The sequence below is a fragment of the Loktanella sp. R86503 genome, from assembly GCF_042466455.1.
Taxonomy (GTDB): domain Bacteria; phylum Pseudomonadota; class Alphaproteobacteria; order Rhodobacterales; family Rhodobacteraceae; genus Loktanella.
In genome coordinates this window covers 1-22,659 of record NZ_JAXHCI010000004.1, presented here as the reverse complement: position 1 = coordinate 22,659, position 22,659 = coordinate 1, and the positions used below count along the sequence as shown (strand labels likewise).

Sequence of the window (22,659 nt, the reverse complement as noted above, 5' to 3'; positions counted from 1 at the left end):
ATCAGTTAATCTACCCTAGGTAGTTTGCGACCATTTACAGATTGATCCACTACTTACTGTACAAATAAGGTATGCAGTAGGTTGACGTAGATCAAATTGATATCATTTAGATTGTATATACGCTGTAAAACGAGGTGCTCCCCATCTTTTGGTCAGGTTCTGGCACATTTTAAGCTTTGATCTAATCCTGCTGATCGGGATGCGGTGCTTCGATTTCCAGCAAGTAGACCGTTGCTGGTGGTTGGCCGCGAAGGGCTTTGTGCGGTCGGCGGCAATTGTAGATCTCCATTGATTGCCGGACACCCGCGCGGGCCTGTGACCCAGTCTCCAAAGCGTGCAGGTAGATGCACTCGTATTTCAGGGCGCGTCACAGCCACTCGATGAAAATATTGTCCAGATAGCGACCTTTGCCGTCCACTGAGATGCGGATGCCTGACCGCCTCAGGCGATCTGTCTATGTGGGACTGTTGGATTAACTTGCTGAGTACAGGTTAGCGCCGCGCGAACGTTGTGGATTACGCGGCAGAGAGTAGTTGGCTGATTAATAGGACTTTACCTTGAACGCATGGCTGCTTGTGATGGATGTGGCCGCGTTTGATGGTTCGAATTGTCTCTATTCTGCTCAGGGTTGCTTTGGCTGATCGTAGTGACCGACAGCTCTGATGTGTTGATTTCCACCCAGAAGTGACCCGGGTAGCGGCATAATTTCCATTGAGAATTGACCCATGTGACCCTTCCCCCAGCGGCATGCGCAACGGGGGACATTGGAGTGATACACATGGGACTTTTGAATATCATCCGACGTATGGCTTTGCGCGAGAAGTTGCCCCTGCGCGAGATTGCGCGGCGGACCGGCATGTCGCGCAACACGATCAAGAAGTATCTGAACGCAAGCACGATCGAGCCGCAGTTCGCGACGCCGGAGCGGCAGAGCAAGCTCGATCCGTTCGCTGAGAAGTTGGCCGGCTGGCTAAAGACGGAGGCCGGCAAGTCGCGCAAGCAGCGGCGGACGTTGAAGCAGATGTATGCCGATCTGGTGGTTCTGGGCTTTGACGGGTCTTACAACCGGGTTGCGGCTTTTGCGCGTGACTGGCGCGCCGATCGGCAGCGAGATCAGCAGACGACAGGGCGCGGCACCTTCGTGCCACTGTCGTTTAGCCCAGGCGAGGCGTTCCAGTTCGATTGGAGCGAGGATTTTGCAGTTCTTGGTGGCGAGCGCACGAAGCTCCAGGTTGCCCACATCAAGCTGTCGCACAGCCGGGCCTTTCTGGTCCGGGCGTATCTGCTGCAAACGCACGAGATGCTATTCAGTGCTCACTGGCACGGATTCCGGGTCTTCGGTGGGGTTCCGGAGCGCGGCATCTACGACAACATGAAGACGGCGGTCGATCGCGTCGGTCGTGGGAAGGACCGGCAGGTCAACATGCGGTTCCTTGCGATGGCAAACTACTATGTATTTGAGCCAGCGTTCTGCAATCCGGCCGCAGGCTGGGAGAAGGGACAGGTCGAGAAGAACGTGCAGGATTCCCGACACCGACTGTGGCAACCCATGCCGGACTTCCCCGATCTGGCGGCCCTGAACGACTGGCTGGAACAGCAGTGTGTGGCATTATGGGGCGAGATCCCGCACGCATCATTACCGGGGAGCGTTGCTGACGTCTGGGCCACAGAACAAGCTGCGCTGATGCCATTGCCCCCCGCCTTCGATGGCTTTGTCGAACTGAGCAAGAGGGTGTCCCCGACCTGCCTGATCAGCTTCGAGCATGAGGAGGATCAGGAAACGATCCGGGGGATCGTTTCCCCGACGAACGCTACAGTGTTCCGGCGTCCTTCGCCAATCGCCCGGTCAGCCTGCGGGTTTATCCAGAACGTCTGGTGATCGCTGCCGAAGGACAGATTCTGTGTGAGCATGTGCGGGTGATCGAGCGCAGCCATCAATTACCACCACGCACGATCTACGATTGGCGGCATTACCTGGCCGTCCTTCAGCGTAAGCCGGGTGCGCTCAGGAACGGCGCCCCCTTCGCGGGATTCCCTTCGGCCTTCAAGCAGCTACAAGACATCATGTTGCGTCGCCCCGGCGGTGACCGGGAGATGGTCGACATCCTTGCGCTGGTTCTGCACCACGACGAATAGGCCGTGCTGGTCGCTGTGGAGATGGCGCTGGCTGAGGGCGTCGCAACCAAAACCCATGTGCTGAACCTTCTGCACCGTCTGATCGACGGAAAGACGATCGGTGGGCCGGACATCGACACACCACAGGCACTCGCTCTGCGCAGTGAGCCAAAGGCCAATGTCGAACGCTATGATGGCCTGCGGGCCCGGACCGCCGGAGGCCGCCATGCGTCATGATCCTGCCAGCGGTGCCATCATCATCATGCTCCGCAGCCTGAAGATGCACGGGATGGCCCAGGCCGTCACCGACCTCATGGAACAGGGCGCTCCGGCATTCGACGCCGCGGTGGCAATGCTCGCCCAGTTGCTGAAGGTCGAAGTGGCCGAGCGGGAGGTCCGGTCCATTGCCTACCATATGAAGGCTGCCCGCTTCCTGGCTTACAAGGACCTGTCCGGCTTCGACTTCGCGGCCAGCGAGATCAACGAGGCCACGGTGCGCCAACTTCATCGCGGCGACTTCATGGACGGTGCTCAGAACGTCGTGCTGATCGGGGGCCCGGGGACAGGCAATACGCATGTCGCAACAGCCCTCGGCGTGCAGGCTGTCGAGCATCACCGCCGCAAGGTTCGCTTCTTCTCGACCATTTAGCTCGTCAATACGCTCGAGCAGGAGAAGGCCAAAGGCAAAGCCGGACAGCTTGCCGAAAGTCTCGTCCGCCTCGATCTCGTGATCCTGGACGAACTTGGCTACCTGCCGTTCAGTGCATCAGGCGGCGCGCTGCTCTTCCATCTGCTGAGCAAACTCTACGAGCGCACCAGTGTCGTCATCACCACGAACCTGAGCTTCAGCGAATGGGCGACCGTCTTTGGAGACCCCAAGATGACGACGGCGCTCCTCGATCGCCTGACTCATCGCTGCCACATCCTGGAGACCGGCAACGACAGCTTCCGCTTCAAAGCCAGCGCCGCAGTAGCGGCCCAGAAAAAGAGGGAGGGCAACGATGTCTTGACCCAAGCCTGACCACCGAAACATAACATCAAGGTGGGTCAGTTCTCGATGGAAAACCCGGGTCACTTCTGGGTGGAAATCAACACTCTGATGGTATCCAAGTAGTCGCTTCATGGCAACGTGATCGCTCTCGATGCGGTTATTGCTCCACTTCTTGTCGACGTGTCGGATGCCATCGAAATGCGGATCGTAGTGCTAATTGATCTCGCGAATAACGCGTCGATAGCTTTGCGCTTTGTCTGTGACGATGGTGACCGGCCGATGCAGCCTTACGCGCTCGATCGCATTGTTTAGAATGGCCTTCGCTGCCGTTGCATCCCGCCGGGCCGTCAGGCGAAAGTCGATCATCTGGCCGTTGGCATCAACGCCCTGCCACAAGTAACGCCACTTGCCGCCAACGCGGATGTAGGTTTCGTCCGCATGCCAATCGACACTCGCCCGGCGCAGATGCTTCTCCGTTCATTAGGTAATCTCCGGGCCAAACTTGATCACCCACAGATACACGGTCGACAGGTCAACAGTGATCCCGCGTTCTACGAGCAGGTCCACCACGTCCTGATAGGACAGCGGGTAACGCAGATACTAACGGACAGCACCCAGAATGATCTCACGCGCAAAGCGATGGTGTTTGAACGGTGATCTACGCGGCATGCTCGACCTCAAAAGTAGGATCGTGGCCAAGCCGTATGGCTCATGCAGCAGTCTCATATGATGAGCCTGCAGCGGTTTCTCGGCTGACGGTTCAGCCGTATTGTGACCGGCGCAGTGGAAGCGGGCGCGCCTGGACGCGCGCTAAAATGTGATTCGCTGGCGCTCGGTTAGGGACTTTGGCATACGATCTGAATGATCAACAGGCTTATGTTCCAACGACGGTTCCTTTAATACTGTAAACCAAAAGGATGTCTTGTCGGCGATGGTGCTGTAAAAACCGATTGTGCCTCCTGAAAGCTCTACAATCTGTTTAGAGATCGCGAGTCCCAATCCGCTGCCTCCTCTTGATCTTGTATCGGCTTCTTTCGCCTGAGAAAACGGTAAAAAGATTTGGTCTCTAAACGCGTGCGGTACACCTTCGCCCTCATTGGTCACTGACACTTTGTGGAAGGCCTCAAAATCGTCGATCCGGATCAAGATATTGGTATTTGGATAGGCAAATTTGGCAGCATTGGTCAGCAAGTTATTCATGACCTGTTGGAAGCGTTTCGGATCAATTTTACCGAAAGCATCGCCCATGTCTGAAACAAGTTGATACTGAACGTTAAAGCTGTTTGCGATGTGCGTATTCGCCAATATCGCATCTTTGGTTTGCGATATAATATCATAGCCATCAAGTGACAAATCCATTTGGTTCACTGAAAACTTCTCGAAATCCAGAATATCGTTGATTAAGCTATAAAGGCGATCACCATTTTGGTGCGCTATCGCGAGCAAGCGCTGCACCTTGTCCGACAAGTTTTCGTCTTTTAGCGCACGAATTAACTGAATCGAGCCAAGAACCGATGTAAGGGGCGTCCTAAGTTCGTGGCTAATGGTTGCAACGAATTCACCCTTCATTGCGCTTAGCCGGCGCTGCTCGGTCAGATCCATGACCTGGCAAAGGATGTGATTGGGTCGCCCAGATGTATCCCTGACAAGGCTAACCGTTACTTTCGCCCACATCGTTGAGCCGTCGCTACGTATATAGCCTCGATCCTCGATATAATTGTCAATTTCACCCCTGCCGAGCTTTGCAAATTGTTCAGATGATCTTTGCATGCTTTCGGGGTGGGTTAAGTCTGCGGCGGTTTTAAGAACAATTTCTTCTTTAGTATATCCCAAGGCCTCGCATAGCGCTGTGTTCACACGCCACCACGTACCATCAATACCAAAGATGACATGACCGATTGGCGAGTTTTCAAAGGCCGATCTGAATTGTTCATTACTGTCACGCAGTGAAAATTCGATCTCTTTGCGTTTTGAAATATCACTCATCGAACCAATAACAGAGGTGATTTGCCCCGCGTTATTCTTGGTTGTTCCAGCGACATTGACTTGCATCCAACGCCATTGTTTTCCATCCTTTGATAAAATCCGGTACTCGCTCGAGGCTTTTTCTTGCTCTCCATCGACGCAGATTCGTACCGCCTTTAATGCAGTGGAAAGATCATCAGGATGCACACGAGAGCGCCACTCCACCTGAGTATCAACCGGGTCCTCTCTATCCAGCTCCATCAGCTTACGCCACATGCCAGAAACAACGGCGCGATCCTCGATCGGGAAATACTCGAACACACCAATCTGGGCTGAATTAATAGCGGTATTGGCACGCTTCAGCTCGATGCTTGTCGCTTTTTCTTTCTTTACGATTTCAGTCAAATTTCGAAGGATCATCGCATGCTGCAAGCCGTCTTCATCACGCCAAGCCGTAAGATGAATGGCAAGAGGAACCTCTCCACCAGCACTTGTCTTGCCCATGATCAATTGGATATTTGCATCAATCTCAGGCGGGTGGATGTAGCTATTGAGCGCGTCTACAGATTGGACGTCTATGACCTCTGAAACGGTCAAACCCATCATGCTTTGCGTATAGCCAAATAAACTGTCGGCCGCGGCATTGCTATGCGAAATCTTGCCCGACGCATCAATGGTCATCACTGGCACTCTGATGTGCCTGAAGGCTTTAAGAACTGGTTCGTTCGGCATGACAGGGTTTTTCACACTAAATACTGAAGCGTCCCCTCAAGGTTGCAATATTTTTTGTCAAATGAAAGGCAACCTTAGGGTGTATCCAAGGCGGACACCACGCCAGTAGAAAGTCCTAGGAATTGGGGTGCCTACAAACGACACCAGCCCTTTGCAGTAAATGGTGCAAAGCGCATGGTGCAGTCATGTTGCAAGGGTCACTGGCGACATGAAGCTCCCAAAGAAATTTTCGGGAGCTTCTATATGCGGACTTTTCCGACTTTCGCTGCACCCGCGAAATTGGATTGGCTTGAAAACCACCGCCGACAACAAGGGCGGTTTGCCGACATTCGCTGCGCCTGCAAACTAAATGGGCATGTCCTAAGAAAGCAGACGCTCAGGGCCACGACCCAGTTTTTTTCTGGGAGCATCTGCAGCGAATGTCGGCAATGAGCCCTCTTTACCGAATGCCGTCCCGCAGCATTTTGCGAGTGCAGAAAGACTTACCCTGCGTGAACGGCCCTGAGCGGACCTTCATGGACACCGCAGCAAACGGCAACTAAGAGCCTCAAACTATCTAGAATCTGGTTCCGTCGAGGTCCCTTGGCGTGGAGTTTTTTTCTGTGGTAGGTCATAGTCTCGCCTTTAGCAGACGGGGATTGTGAAGTGGACATCACGCGAGGACGTGTCCGGTGGGACTTAAGCACGGACAGGGCTATGGCCCAGGCAGTGCGGCACTCGCGCATTCCATTATGCATTTCCGATCCCAATCAACCGGACAATCCTATTGTTTTCACCAATACGGCATTCCTCGACCTGACCGGATATACCGAGGATGAGGTCGTCGGTCGGAACTGTCGTTTTCTGCAGGGCAAGGACACGACAGAAGATAGTCTGACCGCTTTGCGGTCCGCCATTCAGAACCAATCTGTCGAGACAATAGAGATCGTTAATTACCGCAAAGACGGATCGCGCTTTACGAATGCCCTGCAAATTGGCCCGATCTTGGATGACAGCGGAAACTTAGTGTTCTACTTCGGATCCCAACTTGACGTGACCGAAAAGCGTGCTTTAGAGCGCAGGGCGCGTGAATTGGCGGATGTCGAGCTTGTTCACAGATTACGGAACATCGTCAATGTAATGGAAGTCGTGATCAAGATGACGGCACGCGAGGAGGCCGATCCCAAGGTCGTAGGATCCATTACCGCTGAACGGCTCCGCGCTTTAAGCGATGCCCATCTGCATACAATTCACCATCCTTACGATTACAGCGCCAGCATGACGGAAGTCGCACAGTCGACATTGCTTGCATACGCACCAAAAGGTCAAAAACAGTTCAGCCTTAACGGATCTGATATTATACTGCCGAGCCATCTGCTGTCGTGCATGGCGTTGGTCTTGCACGAGCTGGCTACCAACTCTGTTAAGCACGGCTCGCTTGGTGCGGAAACGGGGCATGTCGACCTAAACTGGCAAATCTTTGCTGACAAAGATGTCGAAATGCTAGAATTGGTCTGGTGTGAATTGGACGGGCCGGAGGTCACCAAGCCAGAGCGTTCCAGCGGGTCCAAGATCGTATCTGATCTGATCGAATCGGTCGGTGGCACGCTGACGCTGGATTGGGCGAAGTCCGGCTTAGTCGCGAGAGCGAATTTTCCGCTGACACTATTCTGAGCAAAAGTTGAAAAGTCCGCTCGCAGGATCTCAGATCGCACCAAATACGCTGGTTTCCGAACGTTCACAAAGGGTGATTTTTGGGAGGCCGTGCAGATGCAACGAACGGCGGCTTCGAGCCCTCTTTACTGAATGCCGTCCCGCAGCATTTTGCGATAGCAGAAAAACTTGCCCTACGCTTCCGGCCCGAACCGGCCATTCACCGCCTCTTAAGATGCTGCAGCGAAGCCCGTCAGAGCGGCCATTCGTGCATCGCGCAGCAATTTTCTGGATGAAACGTCGGTCAGCGGACAAAGCCGCCTTAGCCTTAGGGTCCGCGGAGTTGCTGGCGTCTGCCTATGACAGTGGGGCTTTGTAGTGCTCGCGTGTGAGCTTGACCTCTCATCCATGAATAAATGGGTGCCGTTGCCCGACGCGATGAACAGCCTTACTGAACCGCTCGTCAGACTAATATCGCCGCTGCTTGACGTAGGCATCCAACTTCTTGAACGCATCGTCTGACGGCTTGTTATTTAAGGCCTTCGAGAACGTTTCAGATATGCCATACTTTGACGCGTATTCTACGGCGGCGGCTTCAAGGGCAATGAAATAGTCGGACATTTTTTTCGCTTCAGAAGTTTGCACAATATACCTCGTGTTGACCCCCCAATGTTGAAGCAAACAGGTTAAAGAACAGTTAAGAGATGTTTCCCTTTATAGCCCGAGTCAGAAGTAGACCGCGAATAGCAGGTCCTCAGTGTCCGTCGTCAGGCAGTCGTTGCGTAGAAGCAGGTCACCAATCCATACAAAAATATCTACGACGATATCGTCCGATTTTATGTGGATGATGCGCACAGCTACGAACAATCCTAGCGGCGATACCAAGTGAAAGCTCAATGCTACTTATCGTCGCTTTCTAACGCGACTTGGTTGAAAGCTTCTGACACCTTGGCCGCGGCCGATTGCTGTGCACTAATCTTGCGTCCGTATCGCGCTGGCATTTCAGGCGACGTCCAACGGCCGGCGACCATGATGGATGACAGATCGCACCCAATTCGAAACGCGTCATGCACACCTCCGATGCGCGTGCTGTGCGCCGATACATCCTTTCGTCCGGTGCAGCGTCTTAAAATCCGTGAAATTGTGGCGGGATCAAGAGGAAGATGTTGTGCACCTTTTTGAGACTTAGTCAGGATCGGATCGTCTGCCTTCAGCTTAGCTTCTTCAATCCAAGCAAGAACAGCCAAGGTGCCTTTTGCGGAGAGATAGGCGTAGGCACCTTCACCGTATTGATCTGTTTTTGACCGGCTGACGTAGAGCAGGCTGCTCCCATCGTCTTGCCGCAATAGGTTCTTTACTTTGAAAGCAGAAACTTCCGAAGAACGGCACCAAGTGTCAGTCATAATCCAGAGCATCGCTTTGTCACGTAGCTCCAAGCGACTTGAACCCAGACGATCAATCGCATCTATCACATCCTTTTTGCCAAGAGCAGGCGCTTGGCGCTGCGTTGTGCCATACTTGCGCTTAACGCCCTTCAAAGCCAAATCGACAAGCCGATGCCGCGTTGGAGATGGCAGGAAACGAGATCGATGTAGCTCTGCAATACCCCAAAGCCTCGTTTCGATCGTGTTTGAGGCCAGTTTGCCGCCCATATCATCAACCCAAGAGGCCAAAATTTCAGGGCTAACTGGAGGCTCTGGTGAGTATCCGTGATCCACACACCATTTACCAAAAAGCCGAATAACCATGTGGTAGTTCCGCAAGGTTGCAGGAGCAAATGCGTTCTCTGACCGCTGGCGATACTCTTCTATGAGTTGATGTCGTCGCGAGGAAGGCAGTCGTGAAATTACTGATAAGGCTTCGACGCGTTCGTTGTGGCGGTCAAACTTACGTGGCATTGAATGTCTCCCAATGTTCGAGCGATTTCATGCAGTCGGCAAGTTTATTATACACAACCTTGGCCTTGATTGATGACAACATGTCCGAATTATAACATTCAGCGAAGTGGGCTCGGACCTGCCGTTCGTTGCGGTCGCGAACAAAATCCATGCTGAACCGGACGACGAACGGCGGCTGAGCGGACAAAGCGCCACTGATGCCGCCCAACATTCAGCCTCTCAATCAACTTCAGCCCTCGAAGTGGCGTGACCAGATTTCTGTGCGTTTCGCGTCGCGCACTTCGTATTCGCGTATCGCGCGGGTAAGGTCGCCAACTTCGTCTGTTTCTTTGTCAGCCGCTATGTGTGTTAGCCGCATAGTATACCAGGCAGTTATCCCGCCCTCTGGCGCATCCGAAAATCTTGGAAAGGATGGTTCTGGCATCTGGTTTTCCATCCACAGATTGGGAAGGCTCGGCTCAAGAACAAGCGCACGGGCGAGCCCCACAACATCAACCACACCGCTCCTCACTGCGTCTTCTGCTTGCGCTCGTGTTTTGAAACCGCCGGTCAGCATAAGAGGCTTGGATGTTTTGGTTCGTGCACGTTTGGCAAACTCGATAAAATACGGCCCGCGCCCCGCTCCATCTGAGGCAGCTTTCGCGCCGGGAAAGTAGGTCCCACCGCTGATGTCGATAAGGTCAACGGAGGAGCCGTCTAAAGCTGCGACAACCTCAAGAGCATCATCTTCATCAAGTCCGCCGACCAATTGATCCGAGGAGTTGAGTTTTACCGCAATAGGAAAGTCGGGACCGACTTCCCTACGCACTTCTTCAATGGATTGGAGCAATAATTTCATACGGTTGGCGATTGTCCCGCCGTATTCGTCCCTGCGTTTGTTAAATAACGGCGACAGGAATTGACTGAGGAGAAAACCATGTGCCGCGTGGATTTGCACGCCACCAAACCCTGCTTGTTGCGCCAACTTTGCGGTCTTGGCGAAGTCCAAAGGAAGTTGTTGAATTTCGTCCAGCGACATCCCTTCACATTGCAGGTCGGGCAAGTCGAGTTCGCTTGGCCCTTTCGGATTACTGATTGGGCGATACGCAAGCGCACCAGCATGTCCAAGTTGCAGCCATAACAGCGCGCCGTTTCTGCTGCCGTGTTCTGCAAGAGACTCGAATTTTGACATGTCAGAGTTAGCGTCCAGCACAAGATTTCCGGGCTTTTCGGCAAAGTGGGGCGAGGGTTGCACCTCCCCGATAATCGACACGGCCAGACCACCTTCGGCCCAGCGTTGGTAGAGTCGATTTTGTTCAGCGGTGGGGATGCCTGTGCCGTCGCCCAATGAGTCGGACATTGCAGATTTGGCAATCCGGTTTTTCAGGATCACACCGCAAGGCAGTTCCAACGGATCAAACAGAGCATGATCTTGTTGCATTAGAATGGCCCCTTCAAATTTTGGCTACTGACGACACCTTCATGAAAAAGCATGGCGGGGCAACCTTGTGTAGGTTTGGGCTCGAACCGGACCTTCGCTGCGCCAGCACAAACCGTTCCAAAAACCAGCGTTTCTGAACGGTTAGGCTCAGGACTCATAACCAGAAGATCACGGTTGCGGCGAGAGCGATGGCTGAGAGAAAGACATTTGGACTTCGGTCGTAGCGCGTGGCCACGCGCCGCCAGTCTTTTAAACGTCCGAACATGATTTCGATCCGGTTGCGCTTTCTGTAGCGGCGCTTGTCGTATTTGACGGGCTTCTCGCGTGACTTCCGTCCTGGAATGCAGGGCGTTATCTTCTTGTCTACAAGGGCCTCGCGGAACCAGTCCGCGTCATATCCCCGGTCGCCCAAGAGCCAGTCAGCGGTCGGAAGGTTGCTCAGCAATGCCCTCGCCCCGGTATAGTCACTGACCTGACCGGCCGTCATGAAGAACCGGATAGGTCGCCCTAGTGCGTCGGTCACAGCATGCAGCTTGGTGTTCAATCATTTTTTAAGCTCTTCTGTCTGGTTTGGCATACCGTTGTTTTCGATTAATTTAAAAAACGCGTTGCGTTCATTCAGATAGGCCCGGTAGGCAATCAAGCCGGATAGGTAGTGTTCTACATCATCAATCCGCACCCGGAACCCATGGTGCCGAATAAAGAAGCTGCCGACAATCCGATTAGGATTGCGGAAATGCATCGCGACTTCTGGGAAGAACACGCCGTTTGCCAGATATTGCGCGCGGGTTTCCATCGCGTCCACAAAGGCCGGAATGTCCAAGCCTTCCAACGCCGGGCGCAAGGTTGGATCAGTCAGTGCCTGCTGCAGCAACAAACGTGTCGCGCAGCAGAGCTCAAGCAGCGTCGGAAAAGTCGTGATCCGATTGGCTATAAAATTCAGATAACCTTTGACGTTCTGTACCCCGAACCGGATATAGGCCGGGTTCGGATCATGCCGGGCTAGTTCAGAGGTGCAATAGGCCAGCCAGTGGTCATTATTCGTCCAATAATCCTGAACAATAAAGCGATCTACCGCCTGCCGTACTGCGTTCAGCCAATGGGGATCACCCGTGGCCTTATATAGCCGCATCAAGGCAAATGCGGCCTCACCGTCGTAATAGACCGTGCGCCGCGCATCTTTGACCTGCAGACTATCCGCATGAAGGACATGGTTGAAATCGCCGCTGACCCGGCGCATCGCAATTATACCTTCGCCCAGCTGCACGGCCAACTGCAGGTCTCCGCAATGACCTGTCGTTTCTGCGTGTTTGCAGATTGCGAGGATCGCGACAGCATTACCACCCAGTTTGATCTCATTCGCAAGGTCGGTCAGATAGGCTGGACCATTTGTTCCGTCTGGCGTGATAATCCGCTCAGCTTTCAAATACGCCAGCGACCGTTCAACCCCGTTGCGCAAATGCGGCGACTTTAAAAGACCATAGGCCTCGCTCAGGGCATACGTACTGCTAGCGTGGCGGAGGGTGTTATAATGTTGGATCGGACGATCAAAGCTGGGGTGCCAGCCGTAATTGAACGTGCCGTCCGGATGAATCTCTTTTGCAAGATAATCCGCCCCGTTCCGGATTAGGCTTTCAACCTGATCGGTGTCGGTCATGTCAAACGCCCGTCTTCCAGTATCCTTTCCGGTTGGCAGCAGGCGGTGAACGGTTGGTTCGGCGCGGTCCCGAAACAGGCCTTCGCTACTGAACAAATAGATGATATCGGATGCCGCTGGCATCTGAACCACCTGACCAAAGCGTCGCTTCCAGAACACCTGAAAATTCTTTTGGTTTATAGCGCAATGCGGCACCGCTGCCCCCCGATACAGCAAGGCGCTGGCATTAATCTCTGCTTCTGTCACCGCATGTTGAAATTTAGGATCGAACGCCAGACCCTTGCGACTGTAATTGCGCTTAACAACTCGCAGGGCAGCACAGTAATCCCCAAACGCAAGCGCCCGGACCGAGGTTGCCCAATCCAGCCGCAAATAGCCGGCCGACATCTGCGGCCGTAATGGCTGTCCAGTCAGTTGCACCTCCAGATCATCCAGGCTGTCGGCAGTAACCGTAGTGACCCGCGCCCGTGCAGTCCCATCGCTCGCGGAGAGAAAGATCACGTACCGCGGATAAGGTGCCGGAAGCCTCACGATTCTGTCGCGTAGTTGGTCCAGCATTGTGCGAACGGTTGCCGCAACTGGCTCCGCGATCTCGTTCAACTCCTCATCTTTCACGCAGAGCCTCCGCCGCACGGTTGAAGGGTTTGATCAGGTATTGCAGCACAGTCTTGGCACCAGTGTGGATGTCGACAGCGGTCACCATGCCGGGCGTGATCGGAAACGACTGGCCCGTTTTATTGGTCAGCTCGAACCTGTCGCTGCGCACAAAAACCCGGTAGTATAACCGTTGCGGGTCAATTTCATCGCGAATGGAATCAGGGGAGATCGACATCACCTCGCCCTGTAATGTGCCGTAAACCGAGTAATCATAGGCCGTAACTTTGACCGTGGCGCGCATCCCTGGACGGATAAAGGCGATGTCGCGCGGCTGAACGCGCGCTTCAACCAAAAGCTCGTCATCCAGCGGCACGATCGTCATCAGCTGCCCATTTGGCGGTACTACGCCACCGACGGTGGAAACGGCAATGTCCTTGACGATACCCCGCACCGGCGACCGCAGCGTTACACGCGTCAACTGGTCCTGCCGTCCGCGCAGTTCCGCTCGTAACGCATTAGCTTCAGACTCGGCCCCACTTAGTTCTTCGCGGGCAATGACGTAATAGTCGTGACGCGTATTATCTTCCCTCATGTTCAGATCGACGATTTGACGGTTTAGGCGCACAACTTCCATTCGTGACGACGCCCCAGCTTCGGCAAGTCGTGTCATCGTTGCCAGCTCATCCTCCATCAGGGCTCGGGACTCTTCAATGAGGGAGATAGAACTTAAAAAGCTCTGGCGTCGCGCCTCGTACAGCGCAGTCTCTGCCGCAATTAGATCGTTTTGTCCTTCAAGCTCCTGCGGAAACTGCAGCGGCAGATCCGCAACCTCTGCCCGCAACCGAGTGATACGGGCACTGTGGGCCAAAAGATTAACAGCGGTTTCCTCGACGGCGGCCTCAATGCGCGTTGGATCTAGCCGGACGAGAACCTCGTTCGCTTCAACAACTTGATCGGCGCGGACATTCAGCTCTCGCACCAGTCCCCCCTCCAGTGACTGGATTACCTGCTCATTGCGGATTGGAATTACGACACCGTCGGCGGTTGTGACTTCATCAAGAATTGCGAAGTAGGCCCACGGAAAGCCGACCAGAAACACCAATCCGATTAACCAGATGATCCTGCGTTGCTGCCGAAGGTCACGATCGTCCTCATAGAACGATCCGTCTTGTATTGCTTGCCAAGTCATGAGTTGCCCCCGCGCATTTTTGCCAGAATGTCGTCGCGCGGCCCGTCCAGAATGATCTGACCCTTGTCCAAAACGATTAACCGATCCACCAGTTGCAAGATCCGATGCCGATGCGTTGCGACGATTAGCGTGCGACCGATGGTCAATTTCCCTAGCTTTTCGATAAACCGCTTTTCAGTCATATCATCCATTGCAGATGTCGGCTCATCCAGCAGCAGGACAGAGGGGCGACGCAGCATCAATCTGGCCAACAGGATCGACTGCTTCTGACCGCCCGACAGTCCCCCACCACCTTCCATAATCTGATAGTCCCATCCGCGCTCAAACCGGCTAAGGAAAGCGTTTCCGCCGGCCATATCCAAGGCCGCCAGCAGCTCCTTTTCCGTGGCAGAGGGTTTGCCCAGCATCAGGTTGTCCCGCAGGGTGCCATAGAACAAACGCGCGTTTTGCGACAACAAGGCTATGTCGCGCCGCAGGTCAGACGGGTCGATGACATCGATCGATAGGGAATCGACCCGCATTTGTCCGGTGGTCGGAAATAACTGGCCTGACAGGGCTTGCAGCAAGGTTGATTTTCCGGCCCCATTCCGGCCAATCAGCCCGATCCGTTCCCCAGGTGAGATCTGCAGTCTTCTGACCATCAGGGCATTAGCGGTATCGACCCTGTGTTTGAAGATCGCATCCTCGAACGCAAAGTTGCCGCCAAGCCGAGCACAGGACACACGACTTTCCGCATCCGGGTGATCGATCGGCATCTTCATAATGTTATTCAACCCCTGCGCCCCGCTGCGCGCCTGTTGCAAACGCGACAGCACACCAGAAACCTGACTCATGGGGGCGATCATTCGCGATCCGAGAATGGATGCGCCGACTAGTGTTCCGGTCGTGATATCACCATTCATGACCATCGGTGCGCCAATCGCTACTGTGATCGCATAAACGCTTTGCTGGACAATTTGGGTCCATGATGTCAGCCCCCCAACGATCCTCCGTTCCGAAGATTGCGCCGCTGCCGTGCTGGCCGACGTCTGCTGCCAAATCCCCTCGAACCGATGTTCAGCTTGCATGGCTTTAATATCATCCACCCCCTGGATCGTTTCGACCAGAATAGCATTGCGTAATGCTGCCTCGCGTTGCGCACTTTGCGCTACTTTTCGAAGTTTCGGCTGAACCAGCAGACCTGGCAGAATGATAGCGATCAACGCGCAAAGCGGGATCAGCACCAGTGGACCGGCAATCCACCAAAAGATGGCCGTAAACATAAGAAAGAATGGCAAATCCATCAGCACACCAACAGAAGTTGATGTCATGGCCTCTCGCATCGTGTCGATGTCCCGGATTTGCGCAATAAAACTCCCGGTTGATGTCGGGCGGTGATCGGATCGCACCCGCAATGCGCGTCCGAACACTGTTTCCGACAACCGTAACCCCGCCTTTCGGCCTAAAGCATCCAGCAACACGATCCGCGATTGCTTTAGAAAGAACTCGAAAACGAAGGCCAGCACGACACCACTAAATAATACCGCAAGTGTGGGATAGGATTGCGCCGGAATGACGCGGTCATAGACCTGCATTGAAAACACGATACCGGTCAGCGCTAGAACATTAGTCATAAACGACGCCGCGATCACAGACCAATATGGTGTCAGCTTCGGGAACAGCGTCTTGCGTAGCCAGTTTTCCTTGACCGGCGCGATATAGCTGTCAATCCGTGCATCCGACAGTCCGCGCCGGGGCCGCACAAGGAAGACCCTGGAATTTGCTTCGATCAGATCCTCAATGCGACGTTCATTGGGATACACGCGATCCCCTTCGAACCGCCGGAATGCCGCAATTCCAGTTTGTGTAATAGTATCGATCACCATAGGTTCGGCAGTGTGTGGTACGATAAGGATTGGCGGATCCAGATGATCGAACTTTGCCGGGTTCATACGGACCGCGTGCATATCCAGCCCCAACCGTTCAGCAACTTCTTCTGGTCCGAGCGGCGTTCCCTGATTGTCAGCCCACTCCAAAGCAATCCGGACCGTTTCGTGCGACGACTTCAGGCCATAGCTGCGGCCAACTGACAGTAAGGCTTGCAACAGCGAGCCTTTACTTCCGGCAGTCTTGCCTTGCGGTTCAACTGTCTTCAGGTCAACAAGCTTTGTTTTCATGGCCCCAATGCCAATCCATAAAGTAGGGTGTCATCGACCCCAACAAAACGCCGCGGCAGCCCTTGGGCAGCCAGACAAGTGACCTGTTCCAGCTTTGTATTTTGACGCGCAAGTGCGATATCGAGCAGGTTTTGGTGGTATTCTTCTTCAACATCCAAAACGTCATCGAGCGTCTTGGTTCCTAGTTCAACAAATTGCTGAAGATAGAGCGTTCGGGTTTCGTCCAGCAGATCCGACTGATCGCGCAGCGCGTCCGCCAAAACCATCTGCGACCTGACAGCATCCTGCGCGTTATTGAAACTGCGCAGAGCCATTTGCTGTTCTCCATTGAACGTGGCTTCGGCAGCCGCCGCGTTACGGGCTGCGGCCGCATTGCGCGACTGCATTGCGCCACCATTGAACACAGTCGTGTCGACGTTGACATTTATGCCGACATTGCTGGTGTCCGACAGGTTTGAAAAGTCGTGGTTTGACGCTGCTTCCAAGGAAATTGCGGGTAGCCGTGTGGTTTGTGCAGTTTGTAAGTCAAGCTGCGCTACTGCGATATCAACCTGCGCCATCCGGACTGCTGCGACTAGACCTACGTCAAAAGGCGTGTTGCCGCAGCTTAAGCTGTCAAGGTTCAGCCCCGGACCTGTTCCAGCGTTTGCGACGCCGGTTTCGGCTTCAATGGCACGGCGAATGCCGGCCTGTGCAAGTTCGGTGCGCAGCAACAACGTTTCCGCAGTCTGTACGCGGCGCTCCGCTTCGATCAGGCTGCTGCCGGTCGTGGCTCCTTCAATGATTTGGTTCTCGACCAGACTACGCAATTCCCGCATGCGCGTCAGCCTGTCACGGGCAAGACTGACCTGCTCTGACTGGCTGTCGTATTCCACCATCAAACGCAGCATTTCTGTCAGATCGTCGTCGACGACCTCAAGAAAATCAAGGTGTGCCTTCTGGGCGAGCAGGACCTCACGCGACACTCCGCGCCCAGTCCGGCCAAAGTCATACAGCAATTGTGAGCCGGTCAGACGCAATTGTGGTGTGGGATCGTCGTTTCCGACGAGGTTAGAACCGATCCCGGCAGAAATCTGAGGATAAAAACCTGACTGTTGTACTTTGACAGTGGCAAACCGCGATTTGACCCGCTCTGCCGCGCCTGCGATCGAGGCCTGATTTTTCAGCGTTGCCAGCACAATTGGTGCGACATCAGTGGCCTGCGCTACGTCCCCGGCAGGGATGGCCGTATCGGTCTGCTGCACATTCAATCCCGGCGATATGGCAACCAATTCCTGCGGCGATTGTGTGCTACAGGCTGTTAAAACTGAGGCGACCCAAAGGCCGCAGGCAAAGCCTGCGACCCTGGAGCCCGCGGGGCGGACGATGAAAGCAGTCAACGCTACACCAATGAGGTCCCTAGTATGCCTTCCTGAAGTTCGTCCAGCGTATGGCTAACGTCGGTCAACGTCACAAGCGGTTCAAAACTACCGCTGCCCGTCAGATCGACAGAGATGACCGTATCGCCATCAAGAACCTCAACCTCAACGAACAAATCCAGATCCGCCGACGTCGCTTCGGGAATAAGCGCGGACAGATTTATCGCATCGCCCTCTGGAAGGTTAAAGTTGTTAACCGTGTCCACACTCACATCAAGAATATCATAGTTCAGCACATCAAGACCAATTCCAAAGTCGTAATCCTGACTTCCCGCAGTATCCGAAATCGGATCAATCGTACCCACCTCGAAATCAAGGGAAATACTCAGATTGGCCATACCTGTTTCACCGCCCGGCGCAGTGATCGTATAGGCGAAATCATCGGTGTCGCCATAGTTACCCGTGAACGTTTCGTCAGCGACATAGCTATAACTGCCATCCGGGTTGATCGTCAAAGTTCCATACAAACCATCGATATCGGTCGCCCCATTGACAATGTCGAAGTTGACCGCCGTGACGAGTGTTCCTTCTGGCACGGTATCCCCGCCGCCGTTCGGACCACCATCAATGACATTGCCAGTTACAGTACCGCTGACCTCTGCCGGGGTCCCAAAGTCATTGAGGACATTGGACGTCGTTTGCACCTCAATGCCTCCCGCAAGGCCGACATTAAGCAAGCCGCCATTGTTGCCTACAGCAACGATGTAGCTTGCCCCACCGGGCAGTTCCGGCAACGCGAGCTCTGCGCCATTCCAACTTCCTGCGACAGAAATACCCGTGACAGGAATAGTGAAACCCGCAGTGTATTGAAGCCAATCTTTCTCAACAAAAACTAGCGTTGCTTCGGAACTGCCTGCCTCTTGACGGAAGACAAACAAATCAAGGTCGGCATCGCCGATCAGATCAACGCCAAGAATTTGGCCACCACCTCCAGTTACACTGATTTGTTGCGTCGCATCAGCGGGAATATCTTCCACAACAAATGCTGTTACACTGGATAGTACGCTGACTTGCACGGTATTCCCCAGCACACCAAGGCTCAGCAAGCTACCGACTGATCCATTCAACGAATCTTGAGGTGTCGGGACTGGCGTAACCTCCAAGCCAACAGAAGCCTGATCGTCGACCGCTTGAATGGCAGGGCCGCTATAATCGGCAACTGTTGGAACCCCTATGACACCATTCAGATCGGTTGCTATAGCCTGTAGTTCATTAATCTCGGCAAAAGGTTGATTACCTTCAACAGATGTCGCGCTATAACTCCCATCCGCAGCATTCGCCGTCACCGTTCCAGTCGTGCCGTCCGGGAAGGTCACTGCAACAGATGCCCCAGGCTCGGAGGCGGTTCCCGCAACTGTCACGAAGCCCGCCGCATCCGAGGTTACCGCCGCGATGGTGACCGTAGGACCGGTTGCATCAATGTAGTCGGCCGTGACCGGCGCGCCGGCGACGTCGTTTGTATCCGTCGCAACAACTGAAATCTCGTTCGCTTCAGCATCGGGCTGGCCACCGGCCTGCGAGGTCAGGCTGAAGCTACCATCCGCAGCATCCGCCGTTACCGTTCCAGTCGTGCCGTCCGGGAAGGTCACTGCAACAGATGCCCCAGGCTCGGAGGCGGTTCCCGCAACTGTCACGAAGCCCGCCGCATCCGAGGTTACCGCCGCGATGGTGACCGTAGGACCGGTTGCATCAATGTAGTCGGCCGTGACCGGCGCGCCGGCGACGTCGTTTGTATCCGTCGCAACAACTGAAATCTCGTTCGCTTCAGCATCGGGCTGGCCACCGGCCTGCGAGGTCAGGCTGAAGCTACCATCCGCAGCATCCGCCGTTACCGTTCCAGTCGTGCCGTCCGGGAAGGTCACTGCAACAGATGCCCCAGGCTCGGAGGCGGTTCCCGCAACTGTCACGAAGCCCGCCGCATCCGAGGTTACCGCCGCGATGGTGACCGTAGGACCGGTTGCATCAATGTAGTCGGCCGTGACCGGCGCGCCGGCGACGTCGTTTGTATCCGTCGCAACAACTGAAATCTCGTTCGCTTCAGCATCGGGCTGGCCACCGGCCTGCGAGGTCAGGCTGAAGCTACCATCCGCAGCATCCGCCGTTACCGTTCCAGTCGTGCCGTCCGGGAAGGTCACTGCAACAGATGCCCCAGGCTCGGAGGCGGTTCCCGCAACTGTCACGAAGCCCGCCGCATCCGAGGTTACCGCCGCGATGGTGACCGTAGGACCGGTTGCATCAATGTAGTCGGCCGTGACCGGCGCGCCGGCGACGTCGTTTGTATCCGTCGCAACAACTGAAATCTCGTTCGCTTCAGCATCGGGCTGGCCACCGGCCTGCGAGGTCAGGCTGAAGCTACCATCCGCAGCATCCGCCGTTACCGTTCCTGTCGTGCCGTCCGGGAAGGTCACTGCAACAGATGCCCCAGGCTCGGAGGCGGTTCCCGCAACTGTCACGAAGCCCGCCGCATCCGAGGTTACCGCCGCGATGGTGACCGTAGGACCGGTTGCATCAATGTAGTCGGCCGTGACCGGCGCGCCGGCGACGTCGTTTGTATCCGTCGCAACAACTGAAATCTCGTTCGCTTCAGCATCGGGCTGGCCACCGGCCTGCGAGGTCAGGCTGAAGCTACCATCCGCAGCATCCGCCGTTACCGTTCCTGTCGTGCCGTCCGGGAAGGTCACTGCAACAGATGCCCCAGGCTCGGAGGCGGTTCCCGCAACTGTCACGAAGCCCGCCGCATCCGAGGTTACCGCCGCGATGGTGACCGTAGGACCGGTTGCATCAATGTAGTCGGCCGTGACCGGCGCGCCGGCGACGTCGTTTGTATCCGTCGCAACAACTGAAATCTCGTTCGCTTCAGCATCGGGCTGGCCACCGGCCTGCGAGGTCAGGCTGAAGCTACCATCCGCAGCATCCGCCGTTACCGTTCCTGTCGTGCCGTCCGGGAAGGTCACTGCAACAGATGCCCCAGGCTCGGAGGCGGTTCCCGCAACTGTCACGAAGCCCGCCGCATCCGAGGTTACCGCCGCGATGGTGACCGTAGGACCGGTTGCATCAATGTAGTCGGCCGTGACCGGCGCGCCGGCGACGTCGTTTGTATCCGTCGCAACAACTGAAATCTCGTTCGCTTCAGCATCGGGCTGGCCACCGGCCTGCGAGGTCAGGCTGAAGCTACCATCCGCAGCATCCGCCCTTACCGTTCCTGTCGTGCCGTCCGGGAAGGTCACTGCAACAGATGCCCCAGGCTCGGAGGCGGTTCCCGCAACTGTCACGAAGCCTGCCGCATCCGAGGTTACCGCCGCGATGGTGACCGTAGGACCGGTTGCATCAATGTAGTCGGCCGTGACCGGCGCGCCGGCGACGTCGTTTGTATCCGTCGCAACAACTGAAATCTCGTTCGCTTCAGCATCGGGCTGGCCACCGGCCTGCGAGGTCAGGCTGAAGCTACCATCCGCAGCATCCGCCGTTACCGTTCCTGTCGTGCCGTCCGGGAAGGTCACTGCAACAGATGCCCTAGGCTCGGAGGCGGTTCCCGCAACTGTCACGAAGCCTGCCGCATCCGAGGTCACCGTACCGATGGTTACCGTGGGACCAGCATCCGCGTCAGCATCGGCGTCAGCGTCTGCATCCGCGTCGGCGTCGGCGTCAGCGTCGGCATCCGCATCCGCGTCGGCGTCAGCGTCGGCATCCGCATCCGCGTCAGCATCTGCATCGGCGTCCGCGTCGGCATCTGCATCGGCATCCGCGTCGGCATCTGCATCGGCATCCGCGTCGGCATCGGCATCCGCATCCGCGTCGGCATCTGCATCGGCGTCCGCGTCGGCATCTGCGTCAGCATCCGCGTCAGCATCGGCATCTGCGTCGGCGTCTGCATCGGCATCCGCATCCGCGTCGGCATCTGCATCGGCGTCCGCGTCCGCATCCGCGTCAGCATCTGCATCGGCGTCCGCGTCGGCATCTGCATCTGCATCGGCATCCGCATCCGCGTCGGCATCTGCATCGGCGTCCGCGTCGGCATCTGCGTCAGCATCCGCGTCCGCATCCGCGTCAGCATCTGCATCGGCGTCCGCGTCGGCATCTGCATCTGCATCTGCATCCGCATCCGCGTCGGCATCTGCATCGGCATCCGCATCCGCGTCGGCATCTGCGTCAGCATCCGCGTCCGCATCCGCGTCAGCATCGGCATCTGCATCGGCATCTGCGTCGGCGTCTGCATCGGCATCCGCATCCGCGTCGGCATCTGCATCGGCGTCCGCGTCGGCATCTGCGTCAGCATCCGCGTCCGCATCCGCGTCAGCATCGGCATCGGCATCGGCATCTGCGTCGGCGTCAGCATCCGCGTCAGCATCGCCATCTGCGTCGGCGTCCGCGGACCCGCCAGCGGCAAACGCTGCCGCGGCGCCGACACCGCCGAGTGCACCAAGAATACCTAACGCCCCGACGTCGCCGACCATCGATCCCGTCACCTCACTGGCATCCACGAGATACAGCAAAAGTGGATCATCACCGCCGCCGCGCACATCTGACAGCACCGCCACTGCCCCGTCCGGGTCCTCGAAAAATACCGTGATGCTCTCTTCATTGCCGAAGTAGCCAACGATCCGGAAGGTTTCGCCGTTCAAAAGGCCGACTATGAGGTCGTTGCCCTGGCGCTCAACGCTACCAATCGACACGGAACTACCTTGGACTATGACGTCCCCCTGCCCGCTAACAACGACAGTGGTTACACTGCCTTGCTCGGAGATATTCACGGTGTCGGGAGTGCGTGTGAAGACTGCCATAACAATGTCCTTTGCAACCTGTAGGTTAAACTAACTATACAACTCGCCTCTAGTATTGAGAACATTTTCTGTGAATCAAGCGAATATTTTCAGCAAAGACTTTGCAGA

Annotated in this window: 11 protein-coding genes and 3 pseudogenes; 3 read left to right on the top strand and 11 right to left on the bottom strand. The window is 55.6% G+C overall.

Annotated features, from left to right (window positions below; translation table 11 throughout):
- Positions 1-181 precede the first annotated feature (181 nt).
- The gene (locus SJY10_RS16185; protein ID WP_386684936.1) at positions 182-361 is read right to left on the bottom strand and encodes an integrase core domain-containing protein; all 180 of its coding nucleotides are present in this window, start codon (positions 359-361) and stop codon (positions 182-184) included.
- A gap of 417 nt (positions 362-778) precedes the next feature.
- Here SJY10_RS16185 and istA point away from each other — a divergent pair.
- Together istA and istB are read left to right on the top strand one after the other, a co-directional pair.
- A pseudogene (gene istA, locus SJY10_RS16180) lies at positions 779-2,352 on the top strand (IS21 family transposase).
- Positions 2,342-3,136: pseudogene (istB, locus tag SJY10_RS16175) on the top strand (IS21-like element helper ATPase IstB). The pseudogenes istA and istB overlap by 11 nt, the downstream one beginning before the upstream one ends.
- Before the next feature lie 183 nt (positions 3,137-3,319).
- On the opposite strand, the gene SJY10_RS16170 reads toward istB, so the two are convergent.
- Both SJY10_RS16170 and SJY10_RS16165 read right to left on the bottom strand, forming a co-directional pair.
- On the bottom strand, positions 3,320-3,571 hold the full coding sequence (locus SJY10_RS16170; protein WP_386684934.1) for a DDE-type integrase/transposase/recombinase: 252 nt from the start codon (positions 3,569-3,571) through the stop codon (positions 3,320-3,322).
- 345 nt (positions 3,572-3,916) lie between these two features.
- Complete coding sequence (locus SJY10_RS16165; protein ID WP_386684834.1) at positions 3,917-5,803, bottom strand: PAS domain S-box protein; 1,887 nt, start codon at positions 5,801-5,803, stop codon at positions 3,917-3,919.
- 696 nt (positions 5,804-6,499) lie between these two features.
- Between SJY10_RS16165 and SJY10_RS16160 the strand changes: the two genes are divergently transcribed.
- Positions 6,500-7,456, top strand: coding sequence for a PAS domain-containing protein (locus SJY10_RS16160; RefSeq protein ID WP_386684831.1), 957 nt, complete (start codon positions 6,500-6,502; stop codon positions 7,454-7,456).
- 878 nt (positions 7,457-8,334) lie between these two features.
- Here the strand turns inward: SJY10_RS16160 and SJY10_RS16155 are convergent.
- From SJY10_RS16155 to SJY10_RS16120, 8 genes and pseudogenes are all read right to left on the bottom strand, one after another.
- Positions 8,335-9,333: a tyrosine-type recombinase/integrase gene (locus SJY10_RS16155; RefSeq protein ID WP_386684828.1), complete on the bottom strand. Its 999-nt coding sequence runs from the start codon at positions 9,331-9,333 to the stop codon at positions 8,335-8,337.
- 229 nt (positions 9,334-9,562) lie between these two features.
- Positions 9,563-10,753: an NADH:flavin oxidoreductase/NADH oxidase family protein gene (locus SJY10_RS16150; protein ID WP_386684825.1), complete on the bottom strand. Its 1,191-nt coding sequence runs from the start codon at positions 10,751-10,753 to the stop codon at positions 9,563-9,565.
- Between the two features lie 154 nt (positions 10,754-10,907).
- A pseudogene (locus SJY10_RS16145) lies at positions 10,908-11,297 on the bottom strand (IS5 family transposase); the annotation flags it as partial.
- Positions 11,298-13,025 (bottom strand): hypothetical protein, encoded by a 1,728-nt coding sequence (locus SJY10_RS16140; protein ID WP_386684823.1) that lies wholly within the window; start codon positions 13,023-13,025, stop codon positions 11,298-11,300. It lies immediately after the preceding pseudogene.
- Positions 13,015-14,196 carry an HlyD family efflux transporter periplasmic adaptor subunit gene (locus SJY10_RS16135; RefSeq protein WP_386684820.1) on the bottom strand — a complete coding sequence of 394 codons (1,182 nt, stop codon included), beginning with the start codon at positions 14,194-14,196 and terminating at the stop codon, positions 13,015-13,017. The genes SJY10_RS16140 and SJY10_RS16135 overlap by 11 nt, the downstream gene beginning before the upstream one ends.
- On the bottom strand, positions 14,193-16,352 hold the full coding sequence (locus tag SJY10_RS16130; RefSeq protein WP_386684817.1) for a type I secretion system permease/ATPase: 2,160 nt from the start codon (positions 16,350-16,352) through the stop codon (positions 14,193-14,195). Before SJY10_RS16130 ends, SJY10_RS16135 begins: the two co-directional genes overlap by 4 nt.
- A complete protein-coding gene (locus tag SJY10_RS16125) occupies positions 16,349-17,530 on the bottom strand; it encodes a TolC family protein (RefSeq protein ID WP_386684813.1) in 1,182 nt (393 codons plus the stop codon). The genes SJY10_RS16130 and SJY10_RS16125 overlap by 4 nt, the downstream gene beginning before the upstream one ends.
- A 203-nt stretch (positions 17,531-17,733) precedes the next feature.
- Entirely contained in the window at positions 17,734-22,551 is a 4,818-nt protein-coding gene (locus tag SJY10_RS16120; protein WP_386684810.1) for a hypothetical protein, read from the bottom strand.
- Between the last annotated feature and the right edge of the window lie 108 nt (positions 22,552-22,659).

Bases quoted from the DNA above. Each gene is read 5' to 3' on its own strand.
- SJY10_RS16165 (WP_386684834.1), bottom strand. From the start codon at position 5,803: ATGCCGAACGAACCAGTTCTTAAAGCCTTCAGGCACATCAGAGTGCCA.
- SJY10_RS16160 (WP_386684831.1), top strand. From the start codon at position 6,500: ATGGCCCAGGCAGTGCGGCACTCGCGCATTCCATTATGCATTTCCGAT.
- SJY10_RS16155 (WP_386684828.1), bottom strand. From the start codon at position 9,333: ATGCCACGTAAGTTTGACCGCCACAACGAACGCGTCGAAGCCTTATCA.
- SJY10_RS16150 (WP_386684825.1), bottom strand. From the start codon at position 10,753: ATGCAACAAGATCATGCTCTGTTTGATCCGTTGGAACTGCCTTGCGGT.
- SJY10_RS16135 (WP_386684820.1), bottom strand. From the start codon at position 14,196: ATGACTTGGCAAGCAATACAAGACGGATCGTTCTATGAGGACGATCGT.
- SJY10_RS16130 (WP_386684817.1), bottom strand. From the start codon at position 16,352: ATGAAAACAAAGCTTGTTGACCTGAAGACAGTTGAACCGCAAGGCAAG.
- SJY10_RS16120 (WP_386684810.1), bottom strand. From the start codon at position 22,551: ATGGCAGTCTTCACACGCACTCCCGACACCGTGAATATCTCCGAGCAA.